At 69.9% G+C, this 21,674-nt stretch carries 17 protein-coding genes and 1 riboswitch; of the genes, 8 read left to right on the plus strand and 9 right to left on the minus strand.

From position 1 onward, the window contains the following. Positions 1-85 precede the first annotated feature (85 nt). The 4 genes from recC to arfB are packed head-to-tail and all read left to right on the plus strand — an operon-like array spanning position 86 to position 9,853. Positions 86-3,424: an exodeoxyribonuclease V subunit gamma gene (recC, locus tag JYG37_RS07960; protein WP_213345994.1), complete on the plus strand. Its 3,339-nt coding sequence runs from the start codon at positions 86-88 to the stop codon at positions 3,422-3,424. Next, complete coding sequence (recB, locus tag JYG37_RS07965) at positions 3,421-7,128, plus strand: exodeoxyribonuclease V subunit beta (RefSeq protein ID WP_213345995.1); 3,708 nt, start codon at positions 3,421-3,423, stop codon at positions 7,126-7,128. The genes recC and recB overlap by 4 nt, the downstream gene beginning before the upstream one ends. Continuing rightward, on the plus strand, positions 7,125-9,452 hold the full coding sequence (locus tag JYG37_RS07970) for an AAA family ATPase (protein ID WP_213345996.1): 2,328 nt from the start codon (positions 7,125-7,127) through the stop codon (positions 9,450-9,452). The genes recB and JYG37_RS07970 overlap by 4 nt, the downstream gene beginning before the upstream one ends. Beyond that, positions 9,449-9,853, plus strand: a complete 405-nt coding sequence (gene arfB, locus JYG37_RS07975) for an alternative ribosome rescue aminoacyl-tRNA hydrolase ArfB (protein WP_050015102.1) — start codon at positions 9,449-9,451, stop codon at positions 9,851-9,853. Before JYG37_RS07970 ends, arfB begins: the two co-directional genes overlap by 4 nt. Positions 9,854-9,908: 55 nt before the next feature. On the opposite strand, the gene JYG37_RS07980 is transcribed toward arfB, so the two are convergent. The 5 genes from JYG37_RS07980 to thiC form a co-directional block, all read right to left on the minus strand. Continuing rightward, positions 9,909-11,189 (minus strand): sensor domain-containing phosphodiesterase, encoded by a 1,281-nt coding sequence (locus JYG37_RS07980; protein ID WP_050015104.1) that lies wholly within the window; start codon positions 11,187-11,189, stop codon positions 9,909-9,911. 497 nt (positions 11,190-11,686) lie between these two features. Continuing rightward, complete coding sequence (locus tag JYG37_RS07985; RefSeq protein WP_089488300.1) at positions 11,687-12,613, minus strand: DMT family transporter; 927 nt, start codon at positions 12,611-12,613, stop codon at positions 11,687-11,689. A 152-nt stretch (positions 12,614-12,765) separates the two neighbouring features. Continuing rightward, entirely contained in the window at positions 12,766-13,035 is a 270-nt protein-coding gene (locus JYG37_RS07990) for a hypothetical protein (protein ID WP_213345997.1), read from the minus strand. Between the two features lie 219 nt (positions 13,036-13,254). Continuing rightward, positions 13,255-13,467 carry a YMGG-like glycine zipper-containing protein gene (locus JYG37_RS07995; RefSeq protein ID WP_011545020.1) on the minus strand — a complete coding sequence of 71 codons (213 nt, stop codon included), beginning with the start codon at positions 13,465-13,467 and terminating at the stop codon, positions 13,255-13,257. 232 nt (positions 13,468-13,699) lie between these two features. Further along, positions 13,700-15,631 (minus strand): phosphomethylpyrimidine synthase ThiC, encoded by a 1,932-nt coding sequence (thiC, locus tag JYG37_RS08000; protein WP_050015108.1) that lies wholly within the window; start codon positions 15,629-15,631, stop codon positions 13,700-13,702. 124 nt (positions 15,632-15,755) lie between these two features. Continuing rightward, a riboswitch (TPP riboswitch) is annotated at positions 15,756-15,872 on the minus strand. A gap of 276 nt (positions 15,873-16,148) precedes the next feature. Here thiC and JYG37_RS08005 point away from each other — a divergent pair. From JYG37_RS08005 to JYG37_RS08015, 3 genes are all read left to right on the plus strand, one after another. Further along, positions 16,149-16,403: a pentapeptide MXKDX repeat protein gene (locus JYG37_RS08005; RefSeq protein ID WP_050015110.1), complete on the plus strand. Its 255-nt coding sequence runs from the start codon at positions 16,149-16,151 to the stop codon at positions 16,401-16,403. Positions 16,404-16,479: 76 nt separating this feature from the next. Beyond that, a complete protein-coding gene (locus tag JYG37_RS08010) occupies positions 16,480-17,115 on the plus strand; it encodes a cytochrome b/b6 domain-containing protein (protein ID WP_089488301.1) in 636 nt (211 codons plus the stop codon). 27 nt (positions 17,116-17,142) lie between these two features. Next, the gene (locus JYG37_RS08015; protein ID WP_124629981.1) at positions 17,143-17,931 is read left to right on the plus strand and encodes a molybdopterin-dependent oxidoreductase; all 789 of its coding nucleotides are present in this window, start codon (positions 17,143-17,145) and stop codon (positions 17,929-17,931) included. 25 nt (positions 17,932-17,956) lie between these two features. Here JYG37_RS08015 and JYG37_RS08020 read toward each other — a convergent pair whose 3' ends face one another. The 3 genes from JYG37_RS08020 to JYG37_RS08030 form a co-directional block, all read right to left on the minus strand. Then, a complete protein-coding gene (locus tag JYG37_RS08020; RefSeq protein WP_124639066.1) occupies positions 17,957-18,238 on the minus strand; it encodes a helix-turn-helix domain-containing protein in 282 nt (93 codons plus the stop codon). Further along, positions 18,235-18,588 (minus strand): type II toxin-antitoxin system RelE/ParE family toxin, encoded by a 354-nt coding sequence (locus JYG37_RS08025; RefSeq protein WP_124557237.1) that lies wholly within the window; start codon positions 18,586-18,588, stop codon positions 18,235-18,237. The genes JYG37_RS08020 and JYG37_RS08025 overlap by 4 nt, the downstream gene beginning before the upstream one ends. Positions 18,589-18,789: 201 nt before the next feature. After that, positions 18,790-18,987: a hypothetical protein gene (locus JYG37_RS08030; protein WP_176016593.1), complete on the minus strand. Its 198-nt coding sequence runs from the start codon at positions 18,985-18,987 to the stop codon at positions 18,790-18,792. A gap of 108 nt (positions 18,988-19,095) precedes the next feature. Here JYG37_RS08030 and JYG37_RS08035 point away from each other — a divergent pair, with 108 nt between their 5' ends. Continuing rightward, positions 19,096-20,274, plus strand: a complete 1,179-nt coding sequence (locus JYG37_RS08035) for an EamA family transporter (protein WP_124595338.1) — start codon at positions 19,096-19,098, stop codon at positions 20,272-20,274. A gap of 21 nt (positions 20,275-20,295) precedes the next feature. On the opposite strand, the gene JYG37_RS08040 is transcribed toward JYG37_RS08035, so the two are convergent. Continuing rightward, a complete protein-coding gene (locus JYG37_RS08040) occupies positions 20,296-21,495 on the minus strand; it encodes an MFS transporter (RefSeq protein ID WP_124629983.1) in 1,200 nt (399 codons plus the stop codon). Positions 21,496-21,674 lie beyond the last annotated feature (179 nt).

Raw genomic sequence — 21,674 nt, forward strand, 5'->3', positions numbered from 1 at the left:
CGAGGTTCGCGGCGGCGGCCCATTTGCTATCCTTGGTGATCCTGTTCGCCCGGCCCCGCCGGTGCGAGGTTCCGACGCCCGCTTCATGCTCCATCTTTTCTATTCGAACCGTCACGAAACGCTGGCCGACGCGCTGCTCGAGGATCTGGCCGCGTTCCCGGCCCGCAACGGCCCGTGGGCGCCGCAACAGGTCATCGTGCCGAGCGCGGCGCTGCGCCGCCGCCTCGAGCTCGACATCGCCGCGCGCAATGGCGTGTGCGCGAACGTCGAGTTCACCTATCTCGCGCAATGGCTGTGGGCGCAGATCGGCCGCGTGCTGACGGTGCCCGCGCGTTCGCCGTTCGCGCCCGACCGGCTCGTGTGGCGCTGCTACCGGCTGTTCGCGGAGCCGGCAGGCGACGCGCCGTGGCTCGCGTCGCCGCGGCTGGCCGCGTATCTGTCGGCCTCCGACGACGCGATGCGCTACGAACTGGCCCATCGCGTCGCGGCCGTGCTCGATCACTACCTGACCTATCGCCCCGAATGGCTGGCCGCGTGGCAGGCCGGCGAATCGGTGCTCGCGGGCGACGGCGCGCCGCGCGGGATCAGCGACGCCGCGCGCGACGACGAACGCTGGCAGGCCGCGCTGTGGCGTGCGCTGCTGGCCGAGCTGAGCGACAGCGGCACGCCGCCGGCGCACCGTTTCCTCGTCGAGGCGCGCCATCTCGATGCCGAGGCGGTCGCACGCGCCGACTGGCCCGAATCGGTCAGCGTGTTCGCGCTGCCGACGATGCCGCCGCTGCACGTCGCGCTGCTGCGCGAACTGTCGCGCTGGATCGACGTGCGTGTCTACGCGCTGAACCCGTGCCGCGAATTCTGGTTCGACATCGTGACCGCCGCGCACGCCGAGGCGCTCGATGCGGCCGGGCGGCGCGACTACCAGGAAGTCGGCCATCCGCTGCTCGCCGAATGGGGCAGGCAGACGCAGGCGCAATTGCACATGCTGCATGAGCTGACCGAAAGCGCCGCGTCGGGCGATGCGTCGCGTTTCGTCGAAAATCCCGCATCCACCTGGCTCGCGCGCGTGCAGAACGCGATCCTCGAGCTGCAGCCGGAAGCCGAAATCGGCGACACGCCGGTCGAGCGCGGAATCGAGGTGCACGTGTGCCACAGCCTCGCGCGCCAGCTCGAGGTGCTGCACGACCGGCTGCTCGCGTGGTTCGACGCCGATGCGAGCCTGCAGCCGTCCGACGTGCTCGTCGCGGTGGCCGATCTCGCCGCGGCCGGGCCGCTGATCGACGCGGTGTTCGGCACGGCCGGCGCCGGCGGCGCGCGGGTGCCTTACCGGATCACCGGCCTGCCGCCGTCGCAGGCGAACCCGGTCGCGCGCGTGCTGCTCGACTGGCTCGCGTTGCCGGAGCGGCAGGTCGGCGCGCCGGAGTTGGTCGAATGGCTGCGCGTGGATGCGGTGGCCGCGCGCTACGACATCGACGCGGCCGCGCTCGAAACGGTGCAGACCTGGCTCGCGGCCGCCGGCGCGCGGCGCGGGCTGTCGCCGCTCGCGAGCGACGACGCGGCCGTGCCCGCGCCGCGCCATACGTTCTCCGATGCGCTCGCGCGGCTCTTTCTCGGCTATGCGATGCCCGAAGGCGCGGCGCCGATCGGTGCATGGCTGCCGATCGAGGCGGCCACCGGCAGCGAGGCCGAACTGCTCGGCCGGCTCGCGCGCTTCACCGACGATCTCGACGGCTTCGCGCGGCGGCTCGCGGAATCGCACACGCCGCGCGGCTGGAGCGAACTGTTTGGCGACACGCTCGCGCGCTTCTTCGATTCGGGCGCCGCGTATGCCGACGCGCTGGCCGGTGTGCGCGACGCGCTCGACGCGATGCTGGCCGCGATGACGGAGGGCGCGCCCGACGAGGCGTTGCCGGCGGCCGTCGTCCGCGCGGGGCTCGCGGCGGCGCTCGACGATCCGGCCCGCGGCGGCGTGCCGTGGGGCGGCGTCACGTTCTCGTCGCTGACGAGCCTGCGCGGGCTGCCGTATCGCGTCGTCTGCCTGCTCGGGATGGACGACGGCGTGCTGCCGAGCCTCGCGCGCGCGGACGAATTCGACCTGATGGCCGTGCTGCCGAAGCTGGGCGACCGGCAGCGCCGCGACGACGAGCGCAATCTGTTTCTCGATTTGCTGCTGGCCGCACGCGACCGGTTGCTGATCGCCTATACGGGCCGCAGCATTCGCGACAACGCGCCGTTGCCGCCCGCGGCGCTCGTCGACGAACTGCTCGATCATCTGGCGGACGTCACGGCCGGGCCCGGCGCCGCACCGGACGCGGTCGACGCCGCGCGCCGCGCGTTCATCGTCGAGCATCCGCTGCAGCCGTTCGCGGCCGCGTATTTCCAGCCGGGCAGCGACCTCGTGTCGTACGACGCCGAGCGGGCGACGCTCGCGTCGCTGCTGGCTGCCGAAGCGTCGCGCGACGGGCCGCGCGAGCAAGCTTTCTTCGCGCAGCCGCTGCCGGCCGAGCCGGTCGAGCCCGTCGCGTTCGGCGAATTCGAACGTTTCTGGCGGCATCCGGCGCGTGCGTTGCTGCGCGGCCGGCTCGGCATCGTGCTGGCCGACGCGCAGGCCGAACTGCTCGATACCGAGCCGTTCGCGCTCGACTTTGCCGGCAGCGACGCGCTGGCCGAGCGCGTGCTGCCGCTGCTGATCGAAGCAGGCGACGGCGGCGTGCACGATCACGCGCTGCGCATTGCGGACGCGAGCCCCGAACTGCCGGGCGGCGCGACGGGCGCCGTGTGGCGCGACCAGGCGCTCGGTTCGATGACGCAGCTTGCGTCGAACGTGCGCCGTGCGCTGGCCGACGGCATCGAGCGACGGCCGTTCTCGCTCATCGTCGTGCCGAAGTGGCCCGACACCGAGCAGGCGCTGTTCGGCGCCGACGACGCGATGCTGGCGGCCGATGCGGTGCGCGCGCCATTCGAATTGCACGGCACGCTGAACCGGCTGACACCGGCCGGGCAGGTCATCTATCGCTATGCGCGGCCGAGCGCGCGCGACTACCTGTCCGCGTGGCTCGCACATCTCGTCTACTGCGCGATCGAGCCCGGCGGCCCGCGCCGCACGCTGTGGTTCGGCAGCGGCGGCGCGTTCGAGCTGACGCCGGTGGCGGCGCCGCTCGACCGGCTCGCGCCGCTGGCCGCGCTGTTTCGCGCGGGTCGACGCATGCCGCTGCGGTTTTTCCCGCGCAGTGCGTGGGCGAGGGTGTCCGACGGCGAGGCGAAGGCCGCGAGCGTGTGGATCAACGAACGCGTCGTGAGCGAAGCCGACGATCCGGCCATCGCGATCGCGTGGCGCGGTGCGCATCCGTCGCTCGACGAGCCGTTCGGCACGCTCGCGCGGCTCGTGTTCGAACCGCTCGTCGAGCATCTGAAGGAGGTCGCATGAGTGCCGTGTCGCAGCAGCCGGCGCTCGAACTCGACGTGTTCGCGTGTCCGCTCGACGGCGTCAACCAGATCGAGGCGTCGGCCGGCACCGGCAAGACCTGGAACATCTGCGCGCTGTACGTGCGCCTGCTGCTCGAAAAGGATCTCGGCGCGGACGAAATCCTCGTCGTGACCTTCACGAAAGCGGCGACGGCCGAGCTGCACGAGCGGATTCGCAGCCGGCTCGCACAGCTTGCGCATGCGCTCGACACGGGCGACGACGGCGGCGATCCGTTCATCGCGCGCCTGCTGGAGACCACGCTCGGCGAAGGCGGCGCGCTCGACGCCGAGACGGCCGTGAAGCGGATCCGCCGCGCGCTGCGCGCGTTCGACCAGGCCGCGATCCATACGATCCACGCGTTTTGCCAGCGCGCGCTGCAGGAAGCGCCGTTCGCGGCGGCGATGCCGTTCGCGTTCGACATGGAGGCCGACGATGCGTCGCTGCGCTTCGAACTCGCGGCGGATTTCTGGCGCACGCGCGTCGAACCGGCGGCCGCGCGCTGGCCGGGCTTCGCGACCTGGCTCGTCGAATCGGGCGCCGGCCCGGCCGCGCTCGATGCGCAGCTCGCACGCCGGCTGAAGAAGCCGCTCGCCGCGCTGCGCTGGGACGGCGTGACCGAGCCGGACGAATCGGCGGAAGCGGCGGCGGCCGAATGCTTCGCCGAGGCGGCGCGGATGTGGGCGGCGGAGCGCGACGCGATCGATGCGTTGCTGCATGCCGCGCAGCCGGCGCTCAATCAGCGCTCGCACAAGCCCGATGCGGTCGCCGATGCGCTCGCCGCGTGGGCCGTGCATTTCGAGCAGGGCGACGCGACGGCCGCGCTGCCGAAAGCCGCGTTGAAGCTCACGCAAACCGCGCTGACCAAGGCGACGAAAAAAGGCGGCGCGACACCCGCCCACGCGTTCTTCGACGTGGCCGACGCGCTCGAAGCGGCGGTGGCCGCCGCCGAGGCCGCGCAGCGCGCGCGCTGGCTCGCGCTGATCGCCGAATGGCTCGACATGGCGCCGGGCGCGCTGGCCGAGCGCAAGCGCACGCGGCGCGTCGTGTCGTTCGACGATCTGCTCGCGAACCTGTATCACGCGCTGCACGCGCATCCGTGGCTCGCCGAGACGCTGCGCGCACGCTATCCGGCCGCGTTGATCGACGAGTTTCAGGATACCGATCCGTTGCAGTTCGCGATCTTCGACCGGATCTTCGCGCCGGGTGGCCCGCTGTTCCTCGTCGGCGATCCGAAACAGGCGATCTACAGTTTCCGCGCGGCCGACCTGCATACCTATCTCGCCGCGCGCGCGCGGGCGAGCGCGTGCTACACGCTCGCGGTGAACCAGCGCTCGACGCCCGCGATCGTCGACGCATGCAACCGTTTCTTCATGTCGAATCCGCGCGCGTTCGTGCTCGACGGGCTCGACTATTACGCGGTGCGCGCCGGCACGCGCGTGCGTGCGCCGTTCGTCGACGAAACCGATCCGGGTCCGGCCGGCGATTTCCGCGTATGGGCGCTGCCGGGCGGCGAGGGCACGCTGCTCAAGCGCGATGCGCAAGCGCAGGCTGCCCAGGCTTGCGCGGCCGAGATCGCGCGGCTGATGCGCGGCGCGCGGGACGGGCGCGTGCGGCTGGGCGACACGCCATTGTCGCCGGGCGACATCGCGGTGCTCGTGCAGACGCACCGGCAGGGCAGCCTCGTGAAGCGCGTGCTCGCGACGTGGGGCATCGGGAGCGTCGAGCTGGCGCAGGCGTCGGTGTTCTCGACCGGCGACGCCGAGCAGCTCGAACGCGTGCTGGCGGCGATCGATGCACCGGGCGACCTGCGGCGCCTGCGCGCGGCGCTCGCGTCCGACTGGTTCGGGCTCGATGCCGGTGCGCTGTGGCGCATGGAGCAAGGCGACGGCGATGCGCCACCCGGTGCATCGGCGGCCGACGGCGCCGACGCGATGAGCTGGGTCGAACGCTTCTCGCGGTATCGGCTGCTGTGGCGCGAACGCGGCTTCGCGGTGATGTGGCGCACGTTCACGCGCGAGCTGCGGATCGCCGAGCGGCTGATGGCCGGTGCGGACGGCGAGCGCCGCGTGACCGACATCAACCATCTGGCCGAGTTGACGCAGGCGCGTGCGTCCGCGCAGCCGGGCATCGCGCCGACGCTGCGCTGGCTCGCCGCGCAACGGCTCGACGGCGGCGGCGAGGAAGCGCAACTGCGGCTCGAATCCGATCGCAACCTCGTGCAGATCGTCACGGTGCACAAGTCGAAGGGGCTCGAATACGCGGTCGTGTTCTGTCCGTTCCTGAACGACGGCGGCCTGCGCGAGCCCCCGTCGTCCGCGCTGCCCGATGCGCGCGAGTATCACGACGACGCGGGCGATGCGGTGCTGCATTACGGATGCGACGACGAAGCGGCCGCGCACGCGGCGCGGCAGGCGTTGCGCGAGCAGGCCGCGGAGCGCGCGCGGCTCGTCTACGTGGCGCTCACGCGTGCGGTGTATCGCTGCTATGTCGTGGCCGGGCCCTACCTGTCGTCGCGCTCGACGCGCGAAGCGCGGCGTAGCGTGCTCAACTGGCTCGTCGCGGGCGCCGGCCTTGCGTTCGATGCGTGGCTCGACGAGCCGCCCGACGAAGCCGCGCTCGATGCGGCGTGGCGCGCGCTTGCGGGCGGCCCCGTGAGCGTCGCGCCGTTGCCCGTGCCTGCGCGCCGCGAGCGTCTCGCGGCCGGGCACGACGCGTCGCAGACGCTCGCGGCGCGTCATGCGACGCGCGTGCTGCGCGATGCGTGGCGAATGGCGAGCTTCAGCTCGCTGACCGCGTCGATGGCGCGCGAGGAGGCGGGCGTCGCGGCCGTGCCCGACGACGAACTGCGGCCCGATCACGATGCGCTGGCCGCGGTGACGCCGGACGGCGAACCGATGCTGGCCGATATGGTCGCGGCCGACCCGCCGGACGACGACATCCTCGCGTTCCCGCGCGGCGCGGCGGCCGGCGAATGCCTGCACCGCCTGTTCGAGCTCAGCCGGTTCACGGCGCCCGAAACGTGGCACAAGGCCGCGCTCGGCGCGCTGCATGACCGGCCGGTGGAGGCCGGGCCGGCGCTTGCGACGCGCCTGCCGGCGATGATGGTGCAGTTGGTCGACGACGTCGTGCACACCGAGCTCGTGCCGGGCATGCGGCTCGTCGATCTCGATCCGGCGAAGCGGCTCGACGAAATGGGCTTCCTGTTTCCGGCGCCGTCGCTCGACCTGCTGGCGCTGCGCCGGCTGCTGGTCGCGCACGGCTATCCGGACGTTGCACTGGAGGCGGGTACGCTCGCCGGTTTCATCAAGGGTTTCATCGACATGATCGTCGAACACGACGGCCGTTTCTGGATCGTCGACTGGAAGTCGAACCACCTCGGCACGACGCCGGATGCCTATGGCCCGCGCGCGCTCGACGTCGCGATGGCCGATCACGCGTATCACCTTCAGGCGCTGCTCTATACGGTCGCGCTGCATCGTTACCTGCGCGGCCGGCTGCCCGATTACGACTACGACACGCACATCGCGGGCTACCTGTACCTGTTCGTGCGCGGCGTGCGGCCCGGCTGGCGCAGCGGCGGCGAGCCGGCCGGCGTGCATGCGCGGCGGCCCGCCCGCGCGCTCGTCGACGCACTCGACCGGATGATGGAAGGGGGCCGCGCATGACCGCGTCCGACGACATGCTCGAATTCACCGGCGGCCTCGTCGCGCGGCTGCCCGAGCCGGCCGATTTCGGCATCGCGCTCGCGGAGGGCTTTGCGCGCCGCATCGGCGACCTCGCGCGGCGAGCCGGTGCGCCGTCCGCGTCGGCGCGCTGGGCGGCGCGCGCCGCGTTCGCGACGAGCCGCGCGACCGCCGGCGGCCACGTGTGCGTCGCGCTTGGCGCGCTCGCGCAGCGCTACGAAGCACCGCTCGACGAAGTGCGCGCCGCGCTCGCCGCGAGCGGCGTGGTCGCGTTCGGCACGCTCGCGCGCGGCGACGAGCGGCCGCTGATCGTCGATCGGCTCGATCACCTGTACCTGTCGCGCTATTTCGATTACGAACGGCGGCTCGCCGATGCGCTCGTCGCGCAGGCCGGTGTCGCCGCGCCGGACGAAGGCCTGTCGCCCGACCGCTTGCGCGACAGTCTCGCCCGTTACTTCGGGCCGGCTACGGGCGAAGTCGACTGGCAGCGCGTGGCGGCGATCGTCGCGCTGACGGGCCGCGTGACGATCGTCAGCGGCGGGCCGGGCACGGGCAAGACGACGACCGTCGTCGGCGTGCTGGCCTGTCTGCTCGACGCGCACCCGGGGCTGCGCATCGCGCTGGCCGCACCGACCGGCAAGGCCGCGCAGCGGATGCAGGAGGCGCTGCACGCGCGCGCCGGCGATCTGCCGCCCGAGCTCGCGGCGCGCCTGCCCGACACGTCGTACACGCTGCATCGGCTGCTGGGCGGCGGCGGGGCGGCCGGTTTCCGGCATCATCGCGACAATCCTCTGCCGTACGATCTGATCGTCGTCGACGAAGCGTCGATGATCGACGTCGCGCTCGCCGCGCATCTGCTCGACGCGCTCGCGCCGGGCGCGCGGCTCGTGTTGCTGGGCGACAAGGATCAACTGGCCGCGGTCGAGGCCGGCGCCGTGTTCGCGGAGCTGAGCGCGCGGCCGGCGTTCACCGCCGCGGCGCGCACGCGCATCGCGCAGGCGCTGGGTATCGACGAGGCGGCGTTCGTCGCGGCGTTGCCGATGCCGGACGAAGCTGCGCCGGCGGCGGCGATTTCGGCCGCGCATCCGGTTCCTGCTTCCGCACGTGCTCCGGCGTCGCCATCGGCGTCTGCTTCCGTTTCACGCAGATCGGCGCCTCGGTCGTCGAAAGTCGATGCGCGACAGGCGTCGCTCTTCGACGACGAACCGCAGGATGACGAAGTGTCGTCGACGGCCGACATCGCGCCGCCACAGCCCACCGAGTCGGCACCGGCCGATGCCGGCGCACCAGACGGCAATGCGCCGGCCTGGATCGAGGCCGACGACCTCGCATGGCTCGACGCCGTCGAGCTACCGCCGTTCGACGCAGACGACGCGGCACTTGCATCGGCAGTGGCGATGGCGGCTGCATCGCCATTGACCGGCGAAGCCGCTGCCGCGTCCGCCGGCACGCCCGCACCGGCGTCGGCGCCGCTCGCGGACTGCGTCGTGTGGCTCGAACGCAATTACCGCTTCGGGCTCGATTCGCCGATCGGGCGGCTGTCGCTCGCGATCCGCCGCGGCGACGTGCAGGCGGCGCTCGATGCGCTGCCCGCCGACGACTCGGCAGCCGCATCGTTTCACGACGATGCGGGCGACACGCTGGCGTCATCGACGGTCGAGCGGCTCGCACGGCGCTTCGGCGCCTACCTCGACGCGTTGCGCGACGCGCTGGCCGCGCCGGCGCCCGATCCGCTGCCGCTGTTCGACGCGCTCAACCGGTTCCGGATCCTGTGCGCGACCCGCAGCGGTTCGCGCGGCGCGGAACACGTCAATGCGCTGGTGGCCGCGCACGTGCGGCATGCGGCGCGCGTGCCGCTCGCGGTCGGCGCGCACTGGTTCACCGGGCGGCCGATCATGGTCACGCGCAACGACTATGCGCTGGGGCTGTTCAACGGCGACATCGGCATTGCGCTGCCCGACGCGCACGGCGTGCTGCGCGTGTGGTTCCGGCGCGCGGACGGCTTCGCGCGCGCGGTGTCGCCGGCTGCGCTGCCGCCGCACGAAACGGCGTTCGCGCTGACGGTGCACAAGTCGCAGGGCTCGGAATTCGACGAAGCGGCGCTCGTGCTGCCCGCGTCGTTCGGCCGGGTGCTGACGCGCGAGCTCGTTTATACGGCCGTCACGCGCGCGCGCACGCGCGTGCAGGTGATCGGGCCGCGGCGCGTGCTGGCGCAGGCGGTCGCGACGCGCACGCAGCGCGATTCGGGGCTCGCTGCCCGCGTCGACGAGGCGCTCGCGCGGCGCCGCATGGAGGCTTCGCGATGATGATCCGTTACACGCTCGATCCGGCCGACGTCGAATGGACGGCCGTGCGCGCGCAGGGCGCGGGCGGGCAGAACGTCAACAAGGTGTCGAGCGCGATTCATCTGCGCTTCGACATCCGCGCGTCGTCGCTGCCGCCGGTCCTCAAGGAGCGGCTGCTCGCGCTGTCCGACCAGCGCATCACGCGCGACGGCATCGTCGTGATCAAGTCGCAGGAATATCGGACGCAGGAGAAGAATCGCGAGGCCGCGCTCGCTCGTCTCGATGCGCTGATCGGCAGCGTCGCGTACACGCCGCGCGCCCGGGTCGCGACGCGGCCGACGCGCGCGTCGAAGGAGCGGCGGCTCGAGCACAAGTCGCGCCGCAGCGTGGTGAAGTCGGGGCGCGGGAAGGTGGTCGACTGACGAACGAAGGGGCGGTGCTTGTCGCAGGCGAGCGAACGTCCGCCGTGCGCGACGGCTACCGCATCACGGTTCCGGCGCTGTCGAGCACGAAGTCGACGCAGAACACGACGAGCCGGCTCTGCGCGCGGATCGCGACGGCGGCCGTATAGCAGTCGCGGCCTTCCGTCAGCGAGAAGTGCGGGCCCATCAGCGCGACGCGGCCGGGGGCGGCGATCGCGCGCTGGAAATAGGGGCGGCGCGACCAGTTGCTGTGGGTCTCCGGGAATAGCGGGGCGAGACGGGTGACGCTTGCCTGGCTGTCGTCGGGCGGTGCGCCGATCGACGGCAGGAACTGTTCGCCGGTCTCGTCCGTCACGAACACGCGACGCGCGGCCGGCACCGCGAACACGCGTTGCGCGGCGTCCTGCAGGTTGCCGCTCGCCGAAAACGCGGCCGCGCCACTGAGCACGAGCCGTTCGATCGCGTCGAAGCCCGGCTGCTCGGCGGCCACCGGCGTGTGCCGGCGGGCGATGAAGCGCCGCCATGCGGCGTCGAGCATCGCGGGCGCCGCCGCGCTCGCGTGCGCGATCGATGCGTCGGGCTGGCCGAACTGGAAACCCTGCACGAAATCGATGTCGGCTTCCATCAGCGCCTGCAGCGCGTCGTCGCTTTCGACGCCTTCGGCCAGCACCATCGCACCGGCCTGGTGCAGCATCGACACGAGGTGATGCATGATGCGGCGATCGTCGGCCGAGCCGGTCGAACGCTCGACGAGCGAGCGGTCGAGCTTCACGATGTCGGGCCGCGCCCGCCACACGCGGTCGAAGTTCGAGAAGCCGGTGCCGAAATCGTCGATCGCGATCAGGAAATCGCGATGCTGGATCATGTCGATCGTGCGGGCGAGCGCGGCTTCGTCGCGCGCCGGCTGTTCGATCACTTCCAGCACGATGCGGTTCGGCGGCAGTGCGAAATGCCGGCACAGCGCCTCGACGAACTCGCGCTGCACGAGGCCCGTGTCGAGCACGCGCGGCGTCACGTTCAGGAACAGCCAGCCGTCGCCGATGCCTTGCGTGACGAAGTTGGCAGTGTGCAGGCAGCGCGCGAGCCGGTCGAGCAGCAGCGCGTCGGCGTCGCCGCGCGTCTTGTCGAACAGGGCGGTGGGCGACACCAGCGCACCGTTCGCGTCGACGACGCGCAGCAGCGCCTCGTAGCCGACGACGCGCTTGTGCGTGATCGACAGCACGGGCTGGAACACGCTGCGCAGTGTCGTGGTGCGATAGGTGGCGAGCCAGCCGTGGGGTGTCGGCGTGAGGCGTTCGAGCAGGGCGTCGAGCGACAGGTCGCGAGCGGGCTTCATGTCAACGGTGCCCGGAAGCGGGCGGCGGGGCGCCGACGCCCCGCCACGCCGATGCAGCCGCATGCGCAGGCGGACGCGAAAGAACGTGGGGCATCGAAACGCCTTCTGCGGATAAGTTTTCCGAGTGTAACGGGATTGCCGCGGCGCGCGTATCAGGGTAACTCCAGACGCAAACGGTACACCGCGATTCCGCCCGTGCGCAGCGGTGCGTCGACTGGCGCCGCGTGCATGCGTCCGGTGCATGACCGTCGCGAAACGAAGCGTGTGACGGCGGAGATGACAATCCCGGCAGCGCGGCGGCATGACCGTGCGTCGATGCCGCCCGATGCGCAGGCGGGTACGGGAAATTCCGGCGGCCAACCGCCGCCGTCAGACGAATGAAACGAATGCCCGCGCACTGCGGTGCGATCGGTGGCGCATCGGCCAACCCGCGTCGCGTCGCCACCGGCAGCGCCGCGCGACCGGCGGCGGTCCGTGCGCGCCCCGCGCGCCGATCGTCAGGTCGCCTCGCCGCCGCGCGGTCGGACGCCCGGAATCCGCTTGATCACGCCGGTGGCGAGCGCGGTGCCGACGAGCACGATCACGCAGCCTTCGATCATTACGGCCGACACGTGTTCGCCGAGGAACAGCGCGCCCCACAGCAGCCCGAACACGGGAATCACGAACGTGACGGTAATCGCGCGGGCGGGCCCCACATGCGCGATCAGGTAGAAGAAGATGAAATACGCGATGCCGGTGCACGCGACGCCGAGCGCGAGCACCGCGCCCCATGCGTGCACGCCGACCGGCGCGGCCGGCCACGTCGCGATCGCGAACGGCAGCAGCAGCACGGTCGAGCCGATCATGCTGCCGGCTGCGTTGACGAGCGGATCGACGCCGCTGAGCTTGCGTTTCGTATAGTTGGCCGCGATGCCGTACAGCAGCGTCGCGCCGAGTGCGGCCGCCGCGGCGAGCGCGGTCGCGCTGGCGCCCGTGTCGCCATGCGCGTTCGCGACCTGGTTCCACACGAGCGTGAGCACGCCGGCAAACCCGATCACGAGGCCGAGCGCGCGTGGCAGCGACAGCTTGTCTTTCAGCCACAGGTAAGCGACGAGCGCGCCCCACAGCGGCGTCGTCGCGTTGATCACCGACGTCAACCCGGCCGACAGCGTCAGTTCGGCGAACGCGAACAGGCAGAACGGGATGCCCGAATTCAGTGCGCCGACGACGAACAGCGGCCACGCATGACGGCGCAGCCGGGCGCCGAGATCGGCGGGTTTGAAGCGCGTCAGCGCGAAGCCTGCGAGAAACAGCGCGCCGATGCCCACACGCAGCGCCATCAGCGGCGCGACGCCGAAATCGACGACGCCGACCCGGATGAACAGGAAGGATGCGCCCCACAGGGCGGCGAGCACGGTCAGCAGGAAAGCGTTCTTGGGCGACATCGATCGGCGAGGGCGGGGACGGGATGCGAGGAATCTTACACCGCGCGACCGCACCGTCGTTTCATGATCGGATGAAACGACAAGAAACGGGAATTTCGCCGGTTTGCCGCCGGGCGGCGGCCGGCCGACCGCGTGCGGCGCGGCCGGTCGGATCAGTGATGATGCCGGCCGCCGCGTCCGCCGAAGCCGAAATTGAGCGACAGCGCCGGGCCCCAATAACCGCCCCATGCAGGCGCATACGCAGGCGCCGGATAGTAGTAGGCGGGGGCCGGATCGACATACACGGGCGCGGGCTGTACCGGCACCGGCGCCGCCGTGTAATAGCCGCCCGGATAATAGCCGCCCGGATAATAGCCGTACGGGTAATAGCAGCCGGCAAGCGTCGTGCAGGCAAGCGCCGCGGCGACGAAGGTCCTGTTCATGATGTGTCTCCGGCGGAGCCGGCTATCGGCAGATGCTTGTAGCTTAGGCCGAGTACCGATGACACGGCATGAAAAACGGTAACCGATCATTTCCGGGCGCAGCGGCCGCGCCGGTTCCGGCAGGACATACGAAAACGGCGCTTCCGCACCGCGGAAACGCCGTTGGACCGGCCGGCCTGCGGCTGGGCGACGACGCCCAACCGGCCGATGTCGCACTCCTTACTTGCCGACCTGGTTACCGATGATGCCGCCGGCCGCCGCGCCGCCCAGCGTCGACAGCGCGTTGCCGCCGATCGCCGCGCCGGCGACGCCGCCGACACCCGCACCGATTGCCGTATCACGCTGGCGTCGCGACATCGAATCGCAGGCCGACAGGCTGGCCACCGTCGCGACGAGGAGCGCGCATACCCCAAAACGCCGAATCGAGTTCATGATCGTTGTCCTTGTGGTAGTGAACGGAAGGCGCACGACCGGCTGGCGGCCGCGCATGTCCCCAATCTACGCGCCGCCCCGCGCTGCTGCTGTAAGGACTTGTTAAGGCTCCCGCGGTTTCGTAATCAATTGTTTCGGGTCCGCCGGCAGGCACACGGCATGCGCAAAAAAGCCCGCTCGAAAGCGGGCTTCAGGCATCGCCAGAGGGGCCGGTGCGGCCCGCTGCGCGCGCTTACTGACGGTGATAGATCTCGGCGCCCGTCTTCACGAACTCGACCGCCTTGACCTCCATCCCTTTCTTCAGCGCCTCGGTTTCCGACACGCCCTGCTGCGCCGCGAATTCGCGCACGTCCTGCGTGATCTTCATCGAGCAGAAATGCGGGCCGCACATCGAGCAGAAGTGTGCGACCTTCGCCGAATCCTTCGGCAGCGTTTCGTCGTGGAATTCGCGCGCCTTGTCCGGATCGAGACCGATGTTGAACTGGTCTTCCCAGCGGAACTCGAAGCGCGCCTTCGACAGCGCGTTGTCGCGCACCTGCGCGCCCGGGTGACCCTTGGCGAGGTCGGCGGCGTGCGCGGCGAGCTTGTACGTGATGATCCCTTCCTTCACGTCGTCCTTGTTCGGCAGCCCGAGGTGTTCCTTCGGCGTCACGTAGCACAGCATCGCGGTGCCGAACCAGCCGATCATCGCGGCGCCGATGCCCGACGTGATGTGGTCGTAACCCGGCGCGATGTCGGTGGTCAGCGGCCCGAGCGTGTAGAACGGCGCTTCCTTGCACCAGTCGAGCTGGAGATCCATGTTCTCCTTGATCAACTGCATCGGCACGTGGCCGGGGCCTTCGATCATCACCTGCACGTCGTGCTTCCACGCGATCTGCGTGAGCTCGCCGAGCGTCTTCAGTTCGCCGAGCTGCGCTTCGTCGTTCGCGTCGTAGATCGAGCCGGGACGCAGGCCGTCGCCGAGCGAGAAGCTCACGTCGTACGCCTTCATGATCTCGCAGATCTCTTCGAAGTGTTCGTACAGGAAACTTTCCTTGTGATGCGCGAGGCACCACTTCGCCATGATCGAGCCGCCGCGCGACACGATGCCCGTCATCCGGTTCGCGGTGAGCGGCACGTACTGCAGGCGCACGCCCGCGTGGATCGTGAAGTAGTCGACGCCTTGTTCGGCCTGTTCGATCAGCGTGTCGCGGAAGATTTCCCAGGTCAGGTCCTCGGCCTTGCCGTTGACCTTTTCGAGCGCCTGGTAGATCGGCACCGTGCCGATCGGCACCGGGCTGTTGCGGATGATCCACTCGCGCGTTTCATGGATGTGCTTGCCGGTCGACAGGTCCATCACCGTGTCGCCGCCCCAGCGGATCGCCCACGTCATCTTGTCGACTTCCTCGCCGATCGACGACGTGACGGCCGAGTTGCCGATATTCGCGTTGATCTTCACGAGGAAGTTGCGGCCGATGATCATCGGCTCGGATTCCGGGTGGTTGATGTTGGCGGGGATGATCGCGCGGCCGCGTGCGATTTCGTCGCGCACGAATTCCGGCGTGATCTCGGCCAGCGCGTTCGCGCCGAAGGCCGCGGCGCCGAACGCCTGGCCCGGGTGCTGGCGGCCCATCATCGCGGCGAGCTTCGCGCCGTTCGGGCCGCTCGACTTCAGGCTCTCGATGTATTCGGCGCGGCGCTGGTTCTCGCGGATCGCGATGTATTCCATTTCCGGCGTGATGATGCCCTGGCGCGCGTAGTGCATTTGCGTGACGTTCTTGCCGGGCTGCGCGCGGCGCGGGTTGCGGTGCAGGCCCGGGAAACGCAGGTCCGCCGTGGCCGGATCGGCCGCGCGCTCGAGGCCGTACTGGCTCGACAGGCCGGGGAGCACCTCGGTGTCGCCGCGTGCTTCGATCCAGCGCTGGCGCAGTGCGGGCAGGCCCGCGCGGATGTCGATCTTCGCGTCCGGATCGGTGTACGGGCCCGACGTGTCGTACACGTAGATCGGCGGATTCTTCTCGCCGCCGAAGCCGGTCGGCGTGTCGGCCTGCGTGATCTCGCGCATCGGCACGCGGATATCGGGCTGCGAGCCGGTGACATAAACCTTTCGCGAATTGGGCAGCGGCGCGACGGCAGCGGCGTCGACGTGCGCGTCGGCAGACAGAAACTTCGGATTGGCGTTCATGCAATCTCCTGTGCGGGCGCCGGGCAGGCGCGTCGGCGCTTGCCCGGAGCCCTTGACGAATGTGGGGCTCGAGCTAAGCAGGAGACGAGGCTTGGTGAGGCGGCGGATTTCGTCAGAAGGATGGCGGCGAAATCCGTACGCTTCCCTGCGCTGGCATTATCCAGATCAGGTTCAAAGGGTATTTCTCACCCGCAATGCCGGTTGTTTGACCGAACGCATTGCAGGACCCCCGCGTTAGCAAGGGCACACGATACACCGGCTTGGCGGCGGTTTCAACCGGGTCCGAAGCCGATGTCGGCGGGCAGCGGGCGGGGCGCGGACGCCGACGCCGACGCCGACGCGGTGCGCCGCAGCAGGCGCGGCCGTCTATCCGCCGTGGCGCCCGGAACAGAAGGAGCGGGCAGTGCAGCATTTCCGTCCGTTGTTTCCCGTTTCGAAAAAATTTTCGACATCGCTGTCATTTCCGGCGGCGTCCTCCGTCTATTCGGCTCCCAAACCCATGTATCGGAGAGATGTCATGAAAAACGTATTCCTTGCCGCCTGCGTCGCCGCACTTGCCACGATCGCAACGGGCGCCCATGCGCAGAACGATGCGATGTCGAAGGACGGCATGTCGATGTCGAAGGACGCGATGGGCCACGACGCGATGGCGAAGGACGGCATGAAGAAGGACGGCATGAAGAAGCATGCGATGAAGAAGGATGCGATGGGCCACGACGCGATGAAGAAGGGCGACGCGATGAAGAAGGACGCCATGAGCCCGTCGAACTGACGAATGCGTGCGGGGCGCGGGCGGCCGGTCATCGGCGCGCATCGCGTCCCGTCGCCTCATTCCGGGAGTCATCATCATGCAAACGGTTCCTGTCACCGATCGTGCGAGCGTGCCGCCGCCCGCGCCGACGACGATCCATCCGCGGTGGGTGCGCGCGAGCCACTGGCTCAACGCGCTCGCGGCGATCCTGATGGCGCTGTCCGGCTGGCGCATCTACGACGCGTCGCCGATCTATCCGTCGTTCACGTTCGCGCACGGCATCACGCTCGGCGGCTGGCTCGGCGGCGCGCTGCAATGGCATTTCGCGGCGATGTGGCTGCTGGTCGGCAACGGGCTGTTCTACCTCGCGATGTCGATCGCGACGGGGCGCTTCGCACGCAAGCTGCTGCCCGTGACGCCCGCGTCGGTGTGGCGCGACGTGCGCGCCGCGCTCGGCGGGCGGCTGTCGCACGACGACCTGAGCGTCTACAACGCGGTGCAGCGTGCCGCGTACCTGACCGCGATCGTCGATCTCGTCTTGTTGGTGCTGTCCGGGCTCACGATCTGGAAATCGGTGCAATTCCCGTTGCTGCGCGAGCTGTTCGGCGGCTACGACAACGCGCGTATCGTGCACTTCTGGGCGATGGCGCTGCTCGTCGCATTCGTCGTCGTTCACGTCGCGATGGCGTTGCTGGTGCCGCGCTCGCTGCTCGCGATGCTGCGCGGCCGCTGACCCGCTTCGCGGGCGAAGGAAATCATCATGTCGGAATCCGAAAAATCCCGCGGCGAGCCGCGCTGGACGCTCGACCGGAAGTCGCTCGAGCTTGACGTGCGCCGCGAACTCGAGATGCCGTCGCGACGGCTCTTCAACCGGCGCGTGCTGACGCTCGGCGGCCTTGCGATGCTGACCGGCTGCACGCTGCAGGATGATGCATCGGTCAACACGTTTCTCGAAAAAGTGTCGCGCATGAACGATCGCGTGCAGGCGTGGCTGTTCAACCCGAACCAGCTCGCGCCGACCTACACCGAAGCCGACATCACGCGGCCGTTTCCGTTCAACGCGTACTACGGGATCGACGAAGTGCGGCACGTCGACGCGTCGACGTACCGGCTGGTGCTGTCGGGCCGCGTGACCGGCAAGCGCGTGTGGACGCTCGACGAGTTGTATGCGCTGCCGCACGCGGAACAGATCACGCGGCACATCTGCGTGGAAGGGTGGAGTGCGATCGGCCGCTGGGGCGGCACGCCGTTCGGCGCGTTTCTGGCGCGCGCCGGTGCCGATACGCACGCGAAATACGTCGGCTTCAAATGTGCGGACGACTACTACGAGAGCATCGACATGCCGACCGCGCTGCATCCGCAGACGTTGCTCGCATTCGAGTACGACGGCCATCGTCTGCCGCCGGAATACGGTTTCCCGATGAAGCTGCGGATGCCGACCAAGCTCGGCTACAAGAACCCGAAGCACATCATGGAAATCTTCGTGACCGACACGTTCCCGGGCGGCTACTGGGTCGATCAGGGCTACAACTGGTTCGGCGGATCGTGAGCTGTGCGCGGGGCGTGCGCATGCGTCACGCGGATTCGCGCACCTGCAGATCGACGTGCAGGCCGACGGCCGCGGCCATGTTCACGAGCGCGTCGAGCCCGAACAGGTTGATCTTGCCGCGCATCAGGTCGGACACGCGCGGCTGCGTGACGCCCAGCTGCTTCGCGGCTTCGGCCTGACTCAGTTCGAGCCGCGCGATGCGCTGCTTGAGCGCGATCATCAGTTCGGAGCGCAGCTTCATGTTCGCGGCCTCCGCTGGCTCGCTTTCGATTGCGTCCCAGACGTTCGCGTAACGTTCATTGGTCATTGTTTCAACTCCATCATCAACGACCGGTACCGGCGGGCGGCGAGGTCGATATCGGTCTTGTTCGTGCGCGACGATTGCTTGCGGAAGCAGTGCGGCGCGTAGACGGCTTCGGCGAACGTCGCGACGTAGACGATCCGGAAGGCGCCGCTCGCATCGCGCAGGCGAATTTCCCGCACGCCGATGCCGATGGTGCGCATCGGTTTCCAGTCGTCGGGCGCGAGGCCACGCTGCACCTGGTCGATCTGGTGGCCGGCTTCGCGCCGCGCGGGCAGCGGAAAGTCGCGGAGATCGGCCAGCGCGGTGCCGACGAAAACGACCGGCTTCGGCGGAAGGATATCTGAATTATACAAAATCTTGTATGGCGGTGTGAGTATCGGAAAGAGGCTGCTCACGGCAATGCGCGAGCATGCCGTCCGTCACGATAGACGCGCCGCGAAGCGCCGGCGCACTTGACTGGTCGTCCGGCCGATGCTGGATCAACGGCTGCGAATGGCGACGAGGCGGGTCGCCCACGCGCCGGTTATCCGCCCCCGCGTATCCGGCCCCGCATTTCACCCGTCCTTCGCGCGAAAAATGTCGCGCCGAAACATCAGTCGATATCTTTCAGACAGGTCTGACGATGCTTTCGAATCCTTGATGCCATAATGCCGAGCGTGTGCAGCCGCGCGGTTGCGCACGTTTTTTTTGCCCCGTTTTTGCCCTTTTGCCGCCGCTTGCCGGTTCTCTTTCGTCGCCGTTCGCACTGCCATGTCGTCCCGCACGTTCGCTCTGCCTTCCCGGTCCCGCATGGACCGTTTGCCGGCATCGCCGGCGCCTTTCAGCGGAGCACGCGGCGTGACGTGCGAGCGGGTGACTCGATGACGCCGCTCGACCGCCTCCTCGATTTCCTCGCCCGTTTTTCGTTCCGGATCCGCCTGCCGCAAAGCCGCGGCGGCCGCGTGGCGCTCGCGCTCGTCTTCATCTATTTCGTCTGGGGTTCGACCTACAGCGGGCTGCATTTCGCGCTGCAGTCGTTCCCGCCGCTGCTGCTGTCGGGGTTGCGCAACCTGCTCGGCGGGATCGGCCTGTTCATCTTCGCGCTGCGGCGCAAGCCCGAGTGGCCGACGCTCGTGGAAATCCGCAACTCGGCGATCGTCGGCACGATGCTCGTCGCGCTGTCGTCCGGCACGATCGCGCTCGGCATGCGCACGGTCAGCAGCGGGTCGGCCGCGGTGATGGTCGCCACTGTGCCGCTGTTCGCGACCGTGATCGCGGCGGTGGCCGGGCGGCCGGTGACGAAGGGCGAATGGGCGGCCGTCGCGCTCGGGATGGTCGGCATCGTCGTGCTGAATTCGGGCGGTTCGGCCGCCTCGAACTCGGCGCTCGGCACGATCTGCGTGCTGGCCGGCGCGCTGTTCTGGGCGGGCGGCGCGCATCTCGCGACGCGGCTCAAGCTGCCGTCGGACCTGTTCCTGTCGACGTCGCTGCAGATCGGCCTCGGCGGCCTGATGTCGACGATCGTCGCGTGGCTGCTCGGCGAACGCGTCGAACAACTGGCCGTCGGGCCGGTGTTCGCGTTCGTGTACCTGATGGTGTTCTGCACGATGGCCGCGTACGTTGCGTACGGCTACCTGATCCGCCACACGAGCCCGATCATCGCGAGCAGCTGCATGTACGTGAACCCGATCGTCGCGGTCGCGCTCGGTGCGCTGCTGCTGGGCGAACCGGTGACGATGGCGACCGTCGTCGCGACCGTCGCGATCCTCGGCAGCGTCGGATTGTCGTTCGTGTTCGACCCGGCGCGCCGGCCCGCGGCGGCCGCTGCTGCCGGTTCGCCGGCCATGGCGGCCGAGCAGGCGGTGACGGCGGACGGTTCGCCTGTCGCCGAGCCGGTCGCCACGCAGGAGGCGGCGCCGATCCTCGCGCCTTCCGCCGTCCCGCTCGCGGTGCCAACGCCCGCGGCAGTGATGGATCCCGCCGCGGTGATCGACCCGGCCCCGGCGTTCGCGCCGCCGCCCGTCGCCGCGGAGCCGGCCGCGTCGCGCACCGACGCGTGACGCCGCGGTGGCCGGTCGTGCTCAGCCGCGCCTGCCGCCGCGATGGTGGGACCAGCCGGCGAGCGCGGCAAACAGCAGGCCCGCTGCGCACATGCCGGTCCAGCCGAACGCGCGCCATGCGGCGACGCCGGCCGACGAGCCGAGCGCGCCGCCGATGAAATAGCACACCATGTACACCGTGTTCACGCGGCTGCGCGCGTCGGGCTTCAGCGCATAGATGCGCGACTGGTTCGAGATCTGCGCGGCCTGTACGCCCACGTCGAGCACGATCACGCCGATCACCAGCCCGACGAGGCTCGAACCCGACAGCGCGAAGATCACGAACGACAGCGCGAGCAGCGCGATCGCGAGCGAGATGATCGCGCGCGGGCCGCGGGTGTCCGCAAAGCGGCCTGCATACGGCGCGGCGAGCGCGCCCGCGGCCCCGACGATCCCGAACAGGCCGGCGGCCTGCGGGCCGAGATGGAACGGCGCGCCGGCGAGCAGCAGCGTGAGCACCGGCCAGAACGCGCTGAACGCCGCGAACAGCGCGGCGCCCGTCAGCGATGCCTCGCGCAGCCCGCGCAACTCGACGGCCAGATGCCACATCGAGCCGAGCAGCTTGCCGTATGACAGCGTCGACGTCGGCGAGCTGCGCGGCAGCCGCAGCACGATCACGATAGCGAGCGCGACGAGCGCCGCGACCGACGCGGCGAACACCGCGCGCCAGCCGAAATACTCGGCGACGAAGCCGGCGGCGGTACGCGCGAGCAGGATGCCGAGCAGCAGGCCGCTCATCACGGTGCCGACCGCGTGGCCGCGTTCGGCCGGCGGCGCGATTTCGGCGGCGAACGGCACGGCCTGCTGCGCGATGGTCGCGAGGATGCCGATCGCGAGGCTCGCGAGTGCGAGTACGACGAGCGACGGCGCGGCGGCCGCCGCGATCAGCGCGATCGACAGCGCGGCGATCTGCAGCAGGATCAGCCCGCGGCGATCGAAGCGATCGCCGAGCGGCGCGAGCAGGAACATGCCGGCCGCATAGCCGAGCTGCGTCGCGGTCGGCACCACGCCGATCCATGACGCGCTGTCGGGGAAGGACGAGCGGAAGCTGTCGAGCAGCGGCTGGTTGTAGTAGATGTTCGCGACCGATACGCCCGCGATCGTCGCAAGCAGCAACAGCAGGCCGCGCGAGTAGTGGGGCGAGGGGGTGTCGGTCGGACGGTCGGTCGAGGCAGTGGACATGGCGGCGGCGACGGAGTGGGGCGGCGCGGCAGCGGCGCACGCGTCGGGTGCGCAGTCAGGCCGGGCGCCGGTCGAGGCTGCCGATCATACCGGAGCGACGCGAATCCTGCCGGCCGCATAACCGGTATAACGGGCACAACCGGCCGGCCGCCCCCCGTCACGGCACGCGCTTCACGTCG

Origin of the sequence: Burkholderia sp. LAS2, from assembly GCF_018417615.1 — a bacterium.
In the GTDB taxonomy this organism is placed as follows: Bacteria; Pseudomonadota; Gammaproteobacteria; order Burkholderiales; family Burkholderiaceae; genus Burkholderia; species Burkholderia sola.

What these genes read in the sequence shown, in the direction of transcription:
- recC (WP_213345994.1), top strand. Translation starts at nt 86, where the DNA reads ATGCTCCATCTTTTCTATTCGAACCGTCACGAAACGCTGGCCGACGCG.
- recB (WP_213345995.1), top strand. Translation starts at nt 3,421, where the DNA reads ATGAGTGCCGTGTCGCAGCAGCCGGCGCTCGAACTCGACGTGTTCGCG.
- JYG37_RS07970 (WP_213345996.1), top strand. Translation starts at nt 7,125, where the DNA reads ATGACCGCGTCCGACGACATGCTCGAATTCACCGGCGGCCTCGTCGCG.
- arfB (WP_050015102.1), top strand. Translation starts at nt 9,449, where the DNA reads ATGATGATCCGTTACACGCTCGATCCGGCCGACGTCGAATGGACGGCC.
- JYG37_RS07980 (WP_050015104.1), bottom strand. Translation starts at nt 11,189, where the DNA reads ATGAAGCCCGCTCGCGACCTGTCGCTCGACGCCCTGCTCGAACGCCTC.
- JYG37_RS07985 (WP_089488300.1), bottom strand. Translation starts at nt 12,613, where the DNA reads ATGTCGCCCAAGAACGCTTTCCTGCTGACCGTGCTCGCCGCCCTGTGG.
- JYG37_RS07990 (WP_213345997.1), bottom strand. Translation starts at nt 13,035, where the DNA reads ATGAACAGGACCTTCGTCGCCGCGGCGCTTGCCTGCACGACGCTTGCC.
- JYG37_RS07995 (WP_011545020.1), bottom strand. Translation starts at nt 13,467, where the DNA reads ATGAACTCGATTCGGCGTTTTGGGGTATGCGCGCTCCTCGTCGCGACG.
- thiC (WP_050015108.1), bottom strand. Translation starts at nt 15,631, where the DNA reads ATGAACGCCAATCCGAAGTTTCTGTCTGCCGACGCGCACGTCGACGCC.
- JYG37_RS08005 (WP_050015110.1), top strand. Translation starts at nt 16,149, where the DNA reads ATGAAAAACGTATTCCTTGCCGCCTGCGTCGCCGCACTTGCCACGATC.
- JYG37_RS08010 (WP_089488301.1), top strand. Translation starts at nt 16,480, where the DNA reads ATGCAAACGGTTCCTGTCACCGATCGTGCGAGCGTGCCGCCGCCCGCG.
- JYG37_RS08015 (WP_124629981.1), top strand. Translation starts at nt 17,143, where the DNA reads ATGTCGGAATCCGAAAAATCCCGCGGCGAGCCGCGCTGGACGCTCGAC.
- JYG37_RS08020 (WP_124639066.1), bottom strand. Translation starts at nt 18,238, where the DNA reads ATGACCAATGAACGTTACGCGAACGTCTGGGACGCAATCGAAAGCGAG.
- JYG37_RS08030 (WP_176016593.1), bottom strand. Translation starts at nt 18,987, where the DNA reads ATGGCAGTGCGAACGGCGACGAAAGAGAACCGGCAAGCGGCGGCAAAA.
- JYG37_RS08035 (WP_124595338.1), top strand. Translation starts at nt 19,096, where the DNA reads ATGACGCCGCTCGACCGCCTCCTCGATTTCCTCGCCCGTTTTTCGTTC.
- JYG37_RS08040 (WP_124629983.1), bottom strand. Translation starts at nt 21,495, where the DNA reads ATGTCCACTGCCTCGACCGACCGTCCGACCGACACCCCCTCGCCCCAC.